The following is a 7,478-nucleotide window of genomic DNA, read 5'->3' as shown; positions in this document are numbered from 1 at the left end:
CTTGTCGCCGTCATGCGTAAAATGATCGTAAGGGCAAATGCAAGAATGCGCCAATATCATGCAGCGGTGCTTGACACATAACACCGCTGCTTTTTTATGAGGAGCGATATCATGCAGGCCGGAATGCTGGCAGATGCGCTGGCCCGTCAGGCCGTGGCGGTATGCCGATATTATCTGCCCTCGGGCACAAAACAGGGGCGATACTGGATATGCGGTGATGTCTATGGCAATCCGGGGCGCAGCCTTTTTGTCCGTATCAGCGGGCGCCGGGCCGGGAAATGGTGCGATGCGGCCACCGGTGAATTTGGCGATCTTCTCGATCTGATCATGCTCAATCGCGGTCTCGCACTGCGAGATGCTCTGGCAGAAGCACGACACTTTCTGCGCATGCCGCGTCTTCCCGAACCACCGGTTAATGTCTCTCAGGGCGGCCCGGATGCCTATGATCCGGTTGCCGCGGCACGACGCCTGTTTGCAGCATCCGGCCCAATCACAGGCACACTTGCCGAAGGCTATCTAGATAGCAGAGGCATACAATTAACCCAGGATCACACTGCCCTGCGGTTCCACCCACATTGCTATTACCGCAATGAAACCGGGTTTGAGGTATGGCCCGCGATGATCGCAGCGGTGACCGATCTCAAGGGCGTGATCACCGGCATTCATCGCACATGGCTGGATCCGCAAACTTGCGACAAGGCACCGGTCGCGCAACCACGGAGAGCGTTGGGACAGCTTCTGGGACATGCCGTTCGCTTCGGTCAGGTTGGCGACGTCGCCATCGCGGCTGAAGGCCTTGAAACCGCGCTGAGCCTTAAAATGCTGTTCCCGAACCTGCCGGTTCTTGCCGCCCTGTCGGCAGCTCATCTCGGGGCTCTGATCCTGCCCGATAGTCTGCAGCGGCTTTACGTTGCCAGTGACAATGATCCAGCCGGATGGCAGGCGTTCAACCGTCTTCGGTCCCGGCATATGGATCGGGATATCCGTGCACTCGTGCCCCGGCTGGATGACTTCAATGCCGACCTGATCACCTTCGGTCCTGATCCGGTTCGGCAATCGATTGCGCGTCAACTACTTCCCGAAGACGTTCCGCAGTTTGTACTTTGCCCACAGCCTGCACGTAGCCGTCATGCGTCTGGTCACGGTTTAGCATGACAGAACAGGTCTGTTCTTTCTCCACAGGGCCGCATCGCGGTCTTTCCAGTGCGGGGATTTGCCGGAGGTCGGGCCGGTGGCAACAGCAGGCTGTCCTCCACTGCGTTACGGTCCGGATCGTGCTTGTGCGCTGCCATCGCAAAAGGACCGAGGGATGCCACCGGCCCTGATCCCTCCGGCGGGCAATCTCCGGAAAGACCGCAAAGGATGCGGTCTCATCACCGGGAGAAAGAACCATGCTGTCCTGCAATCCTCACCTGCAAACCGACCACTCCGATGCGTCTTCTACAAGTCTGGCAAGCGAGCAACTCCATCTCTTCGGACATCTTCCGGAGCCTGATGAAAGCATTTCCGGTCCGATGCCGGAACCCGATCAGGCCGATCAACTGATTGCGGCCGGAATGAACATCTTCGTCGATCTTCTGGGCGACAGTGCGCTTGAGAAAGATCTCGGCGAATGCCTGTGGAACGTCGTCAATATCTTCCATCGCCGCATTGCCTGGCTGGATCGGTTGCTGGACGACAATGAGCAGCAACAGCGTCGATTGACAGCTGAGCAGGATGGATCGGAGATTAAATCCGTCGAACTCGAACGCTGCCTTGCTACGGGCGAGTTGATCGTCGAGCGGCGCGACATGTTCGAAACCTTCCGTGAAATCGCCTGTGATCATTACGAAACACTGACTGCTTCGGCCTGGCGTCCGCGTAACGGATCGCTAACCAACCGCCGGACGGTGACCGCTGCCATGATCGACAGTCGCGACTTCCTGGCGGCCAAACGCAAGGCGGAAATTGAACCCCTGATGCCGTCTGGCCCACGCATTGCTTTTACCGGCGGTCTCGAATGCAACGATCATGTCCGTATCTGGGAAGCACTGGATGTGGCCAAATCAAAGCATCCGGATATGGTCCTGATCCATGGCGGTTCACCCAAAGGGGCCGAGAAGATTGCCGCCTGCTGGGCAGACAATCGCGGCGTTTCTCAGATCGTGTTCAAGCCCGACTGGAACCGGTTCCGCAATGCTGCACCCTTCAAACGCAACGATCAGATGCTTGATGCGTTGCCGATTGGCGTGATCATGTTTCCCGGTTCGGGTATCTCGCAGAACCTTGCTGACAAGGCGCGCAAGGCCGGTATTCCGGTCTGGCGGTTTGGCAAGGACGGCACATGATGTGTCGTCCAGTACATAGTTCCGGCAATCGGTTTTCCGGTTCTGTTCGACAAGCTTGCAGCTCCTTGGACCTGTAGGGATCGGGTGCTTGTCAGCCAATAGTAAGGATAATCTCGCTGTTGTTTATTGTCTCGATGCTTCCGCACTCCTTTCGAGCTCTGTGTTCGGCATGGTGAAGCTGCCGGACGGCGTTTCATTTGATCTTTTGACATTGGAACTATAACTGGCTGGGAGTTCAGTCGGTATAGATTAGGCTTGTGACATCACGATCTGCAGGGAGAAAGCACTGCGGAAGAACAGCCATTCGCCTCCTTTCCTGAGCTGTTTGGGGTTCGTGGAAACCATTCCTGCATGTCTTTGGGCGCGTAAATCCCGCGCCGTTCCGTTCAACCCGCCGGAGCGAAAAATGTCCCCGCCGTCCTGCGTCCGGCTTCCTCGCGCACCAAATTTTACGCTCAGGCGGGTGCTTCGCTACGCTACGCTCCTTCGGATGAACGGCCCCGGCTATGCGGTCTTTTCGCTGGCGACATCGCAGGGATGATCCCGCGATAAAACAGCAAATGGAGACTATCATGGCTATCACCCTTGGCACTTTCACCAAACAGAATGACGGCAGCTTCACCGGCCTTCTCAAAACCCTGAACATCAACGCCAACCTGGTTATCGTTCCGACCGAAAAAATCGCCGAAAACGCTCCTGACTATCGCGTCTATGCCGGCAACGGAAACCGATACGAGGTCGGTGCGGGCTGGAGCCAGATCGCCAAAACCAGCGGTGAAACCTATATCAACCTCAAGATCGCCGCCCCCGAATTCGGTCCCAACTGGGTCCGGGCCCGCCTCGTCAAACTCGAAACACCGACCGAGGATGGCGTCTCGCATCTGGCCCTCTGGGAACCGCGCGAACGCTGAAAAATATCCTTCTCACTTGGCCCTGCCGGGATATCCCGGTGGGGCTTTTCTTATGCTCCTGCATCACAATCAGGGCGCTTTGTGGGGCAGGGGGAAGAGAGTTTATCGTCTCGAATGTGCCATTTTGCCACCCGGCTTTCTGCATCCGTCAAGGATCGCGGGCCCCGCCAAAATGCGCCATTCCGCTTCGCTTCATTCTGCATTTCGGTTCCTCCCACGCCCGCTTCGCGGCGGCTAAAGCCGTCCCTGACCGATGCAACGCGGATGCCTTCGGATCGCTGTTCTCAATGACAGAACGGTTCAATCGAAGGAGCACATCATGTCACATCGCATTGCATATAAAGGCCATTTTTACAGTGAAGACGAACTGCGCGAGGCCATCTGGTTGGTGCAAATTGAACTACGGAACGGCCTGCCGGAAGACGAGAAACGGGAAGCTGAACAGCAGATTACTGAACTACATGCTCTGCTGAAATCCCTGCGCAATCCATAACCGAAGGGCATGTTCCAGACTGCAAAAGACGGTTGGCAGGACCTCCATTCTTGCTGGAAATCCCGTCATCAACAGGGGGATCGTTTTTGACAGGGGGCTGTTTTCGAGCGTCCCCAGACCCGTCCTGTCGCGCCACACTCCGATCGCTTTTGACGATGTTCGACGAAAGGATCGCGTGATGACTGATTACAACACACGGGCGATGGAAGCGCGCAAGGGCAGCCCTTTCCTCTCCACCCAGCAGGCAGCTTTCTATCTTTCCCTGTCAGCCAGAACCCTCGAAAAGATGCGCTTTAACGGCAAGGGGCCACGCTATCGCAAACATGGCCGTTATGTCCGCTACCATATCGACGATCTCGATGCCTGGTCGGAAGGGCGTGAACCCGGCACGCGCTCCGATGACGGAGAGCGCTCATGAGGTGCCGTCATTTATCGCGCCATTTGATGCCCCGGAAGGATGTCCGGCACGCCCTCGGTGCCTGTCTTTGGGGTGTTCTCGGGATTGGTTTGATCGGTTTTTCTGCTGCTTATAACGACACCCCTTGGTTGATCTGGAATGCATCACCCAGCGCACCTGTCGGGCTCTATCGGATGATTTCCGGCGCGCCCAAAAAGGGTGATTTCGTTCTGGTCCGTACCCCGAAACCGATGTCGCAACTGGCAAGCTCACGCCACTACATCCCGGTTAATGTACCGCTTGTCAAACGTATTGCCGCGATTGCCGGGGACCATGTTTGTGCGGCCCGCCGCGTCATTCTGATCAACGGTCATGCGGTTGCCCGACAGCTTGGTCGCGACAGTTACGGGCGCAAACTACCACTGTGGCAGGGCTGCCGGTTGTTGCATGAGGACGAATATTTCTTGCTGATGACAGAAGCATCAACGTCTTTTGATAGCCGATATTTCGGGCCTGTGATACGTGAAAACCTAATCGGGAGGCTCGTGCCGCTATGGGTAAACTGAGCCTTCTGGTCCTCGTTTTTTGTTGGATATTCACCAGTAATATTCATGCTCAACCAATAGCAAATTGGGACCGTGAAATCGTAACCGCATCACAAAGTTTTGCCATTCCTTCAGCATGGATCCGTGCCGTCATCAAGGTGGAAAGTAGCGGTAAACAGGACGCGGTTTCATCGGTGGGCGCAATGGGGTTGATGCAATTGATGCCAGCGACCTGGGGTGAATTGCGAGAGCGTTATGGCTTTGGCAATGATCCCTTCAATCCGCGTGACAACATTCTCGCGGGTACCGCTTATCTACGCGAGATGTATGACCGGTTTGGCTATCCCGGCCTGTTCGCGGCTTATCATGCGGGTCCCGGACGGTATGAAGCTCATCTGCGTTCCGGAAAGCTCTTGCCGGTGGAAACGGAGCGCTATGTCCAAAAGCTTGAAGAGCTTTTGTCAACGCGAGAGCACGATAATACAGGTGGGACCGGAGATTTCTCCGGCTCCGCCCTGTTCTTCCCGCTTTCCAGTCACAGCAATGGTTCGGAAGTGTTCCCGTGAGTTTTTCGCAGGCTTGAAGCCTCGTGAGAACTGGTATGCGGTTGCAGGCAGAAGAGCAGGGCGGCGTAAGGCAAGATAAAACAATGGCACCATCGCGTTGCTTCGATGCCCTCAAGTCTTTGTCTGCACATCTTTTTTCAGGATCAGGGATAGTGCCAAGGCGGTGCAGGATAGTGCCTTTATCGTCGCTAGCCATTGGAAATCCTTGCTTTCATTGGTGCCAATTGTTGCGGGCGGATCGTGGAGAACGCAATGGCTGACGATGTCTTCAAACCCAAGCTTGGCAAGATCCGCTCACGTGGCGGGAAGGGCGGACGCAAGTTTCTGCATCGGGTGCTTGCAGCGACCAATCAGGCAGGGGGATATCGGCGTTTGGGCCGGTCCCGCTTTACCGGCAGCCGACTGGGGCGTGCGAGCGGGGCTGGGCAGGTGCTCGCAAATCGTGATCATTATGCTGCCTTCCGACAGCGCCGGGTGATCATCAAATCACGGATTGTCCGGCTGGCGGGAAAAGGCATGCAGGGCGCGCGGGCGCATCTGCGCTATATCCAGCGCGACGGAGTCACAAGAGAAGGGTTGCCAGGTGAGCTTTACAATGCCGATCAGGATCGGGCGGATGGTAAAGAATTCCTCGAACGGGCCGATGGTGACCGGCATCAGTTCCGCTTTATCGTCTCGGCCGAGGACGGCGCAGAATATGCCGATCTCAAACCCGTCACCCGACGGCTGATGAGGCAGATGGAAGTTGATCTTGGTACGAGCCTCGACTGGGTCGCGGTCGATCATTTCAATACCGGCCATCCTCATAGCCATATTCTTGTGCGGGGTAAGGATGAGCAGGGGCGCGATCTGGTTATTGCCCGCAACTACATGGCACGCGGCATGCGGGAACGGGCGGCAGAGATTGTCAGCCTCGATCTCGGACCGCGCACCGATCTGGAAATTGAAAACCGGTTGCGGCGTGAAATCGATCAGGATCGCTTGACCAGTATTGACCGTAACCTACTGCGTCAGATGGGCGAGGACCGGATTGTCAGTGCAGCAGACAAAGATGTCTTTCGACAGAGCCTGCGGACGGGACGTTTGCAGAAGCTCAGGCGTCTTGGACTGGCCGAGGAGATAACTCCCGGTCTATGGCGACTTGAGGAAGGTCTGGAAGCAACATTATCCCGGATGGGCGAACGCGATGACATCATCAAGACCCTGCACCGAGAAATGAAACGCCGGGAGATTACCCGTAGCCCCGCCGATTTTGTGATTGATGCCAAACATGAACTGGGCAAACAGCCCATCATCGGTCGTGTTGTCACACGCGGCCTGTCGGATGAGCTGAACGACCGCCATTACCTGATCGTCGACGGGGTGGATGGCAAGACCCGCTATGTCGAGATCGGCAAAGGGGAGGCGACCGAGTTGGTTCCGGAAGACAGCATCGTTCAGATATCTTCAAGGAATATCCAGTCCAGGAAGGTTGATCGTACGGTGGCCGAGATCGCCCGCGAGAATGAGGGGCGATACAGCATCGACGTGCATCTGGAGCATGATCCGACGGCGACGGAGGAATATGCCAGAGCCCATGTTCGGCGGCTGGAAGCCATGCGTCGGTTAACTCAAGGTGTCCAACGTGAACCGGATGGTACATGGATCATCGCACCTGATCATCTCGACCGGGCAATTGAATATGAACGGGAGGGTGGCAAATCCTCGCCGGTGATCATCCGGCAACTATCCCATCTGTCGCTTGAGCAGCAATTGGAAAGTGACGGGGCAACCTGGCTGGATCGTGAACTGGTGGCTTCAGACTCATTATCTGTTCGGGATGCCGGTTTTGGTCGGGAGGTGCGCGACGGGCAGGCCAAACGGCGACAATGGCTAATTGCCCAAGGACTGGCGCGTCAGGAACAAGACCGGATCATTTATCGTTCCGACCTGATCGATATATTGCAAAAGCGGGAGCTGGCGCGCATCGCCCGGCAGCTTTCGAGAGAACTCGGTTTGACTTATGTCGAGGCAGGCACAGGCAAGCGCGTGGAGGGAACATTACGGCACTCGGTCGAACTTGCCAGCGGGAAATATGCGCTCATCGAAAAGAGCCGGGAGTTTACGCTCGTTCCGTGGCGGGCTGTGTTGGAGCGCCATATTGGTCAGCACGTCGTCGGCATCATGCGCGGTGACGGCATTTCCTGGAACTTTGGACGGCAGAGGGGTGGGCCAAGCATTTCGTGAGATTCCTTAAGCC

8 protein-coding genes are annotated in these 7,478 nt (G+C 56.5%); all 8 read left to right on the top strand.

The genetic code is table 11. The features are described from left to right. Positions 1-111: 111 nt before the first annotated feature. Positions 112-1,155 (top strand): DUF7146 domain-containing protein, encoded by a 1,044-nt coding sequence (locus tag ABIE64_RS21975; protein ID WP_354378628.1) that lies wholly within the window; start codon positions 112-114, stop codon positions 1,153-1,155. A gap of 236 nt (positions 1,156-1,391) precedes the next feature. After that, positions 1,392-2,327: a DUF2493 domain-containing protein gene (locus ABIE64_RS21970; RefSeq protein ID WP_354378627.1), complete on the top strand. Its 936-nt coding sequence runs from the start codon at positions 1,392-1,394 to the stop codon at positions 2,325-2,327. A 572-nt stretch (positions 2,328-2,899) separates the two neighbouring features. Beyond that, positions 2,900-3,238 carry a DUF736 domain-containing protein gene (locus ABIE64_RS21965; RefSeq protein ID WP_007092084.1) on the top strand — a complete coding sequence of 113 codons (339 nt, stop codon included), beginning with the start codon at positions 2,900-2,902 and terminating at the stop codon, positions 3,236-3,238. Between the two features lie 319 nt (positions 3,239-3,557). Next, entirely contained in the window at positions 3,558-3,731 is a 174-nt protein-coding gene (locus tag ABIE64_RS21960) for a hypothetical protein (protein ID WP_354378626.1), read from the top strand. A gap of 178 nt (positions 3,732-3,909) precedes the next feature. Then, positions 3,910-4,149, top strand: a complete 240-nt coding sequence (locus ABIE64_RS21955; protein WP_354378625.1) for a helix-turn-helix transcriptional regulator — start codon at positions 3,910-3,912, stop codon at positions 4,147-4,149. Positions 4,150-4,175: 26 nt separating this feature from the next. Continuing rightward, positions 4,176-4,694, top strand: a complete 519-nt coding sequence (gene traF, locus ABIE64_RS21950; protein ID WP_354378624.1) for a conjugative transfer signal peptidase TraF — start codon at positions 4,176-4,178, stop codon at positions 4,692-4,694. Beyond that, complete coding sequence (locus ABIE64_RS21945; RefSeq protein ID WP_354378623.1) at positions 4,682-5,239, top strand: lytic transglycosylase domain-containing protein; 558 nt, start codon at positions 4,682-4,684, stop codon at positions 5,237-5,239. Before traF ends, ABIE64_RS21945 begins: the two co-directional genes overlap by 13 nt. Positions 5,240-5,491: 252 nt before the next feature. Then, positions 5,492-7,465: a relaxase/mobilization nuclease RlxS gene (gene rlxS / locus ABIE64_RS21940; RefSeq protein WP_354378622.1), complete on the top strand. Its 1,974-nt coding sequence runs from the start codon at positions 5,492-5,494 to the stop codon at positions 7,463-7,465. Positions 7,466-7,478: the final 13 nt, after the last annotated feature.

The organism is Thalassospira sp. MBR-102 (genome assembly GCF_040549275.1).
GTDB lineage: Bacteria > Pseudomonadota > Alphaproteobacteria > Rhodospirillales > Thalassospiraceae > Thalassospira > Thalassospira xiamenensis.
This window is presented reverse-complemented; position numbering and strand designations above follow the sequence as displayed.

Excerpts from the sequence above, each read along its gene's own strand:
- ABIE64_RS21975 (WP_354378628.1), top strand. The coding sequence starts at position 112 with ATGCAGGCCGGAATGCTGGCAGATGCGCTGGCCCGTCAGGCCGTGGCG.
- ABIE64_RS21955 (WP_354378625.1), top strand. The coding sequence starts at position 3,910 with ATGACTGATTACAACACACGGGCGATGGAAGCGCGCAAGGGCAGCCCT.
- rlxS (WP_354378622.1), top strand. The coding sequence starts at position 5,492 with ATGGCTGACGATGTCTTCAAACCCAAGCTTGGCAAGATCCGCTCACGT.
- ABIE64_RS21965 (WP_007092084.1), top strand. The coding sequence starts at position 2,900 with ATGGCTATCACCCTTGGCACTTTCACCAAACAGAATGACGGCAGCTTC.
- ABIE64_RS21945 (WP_354378623.1), top strand. The coding sequence starts at position 4,682 with ATGGGTAAACTGAGCCTTCTGGTCCTCGTTTTTTGTTGGATATTCACC.
- ABIE64_RS21960 (WP_354378626.1), top strand. The coding sequence starts at position 3,558 with ATGTCACATCGCATTGCATATAAAGGCCATTTTTACAGTGAAGACGAA.
- ABIE64_RS21970 (WP_354378627.1), top strand. The coding sequence starts at position 1,392 with ATGCTGTCCTGCAATCCTCACCTGCAAACCGACCACTCCGATGCGTCT.
- traF (WP_354378624.1), top strand. The coding sequence starts at position 4,176 with ATGCCCCGGAAGGATGTCCGGCACGCCCTCGGTGCCTGTCTTTGGGGT.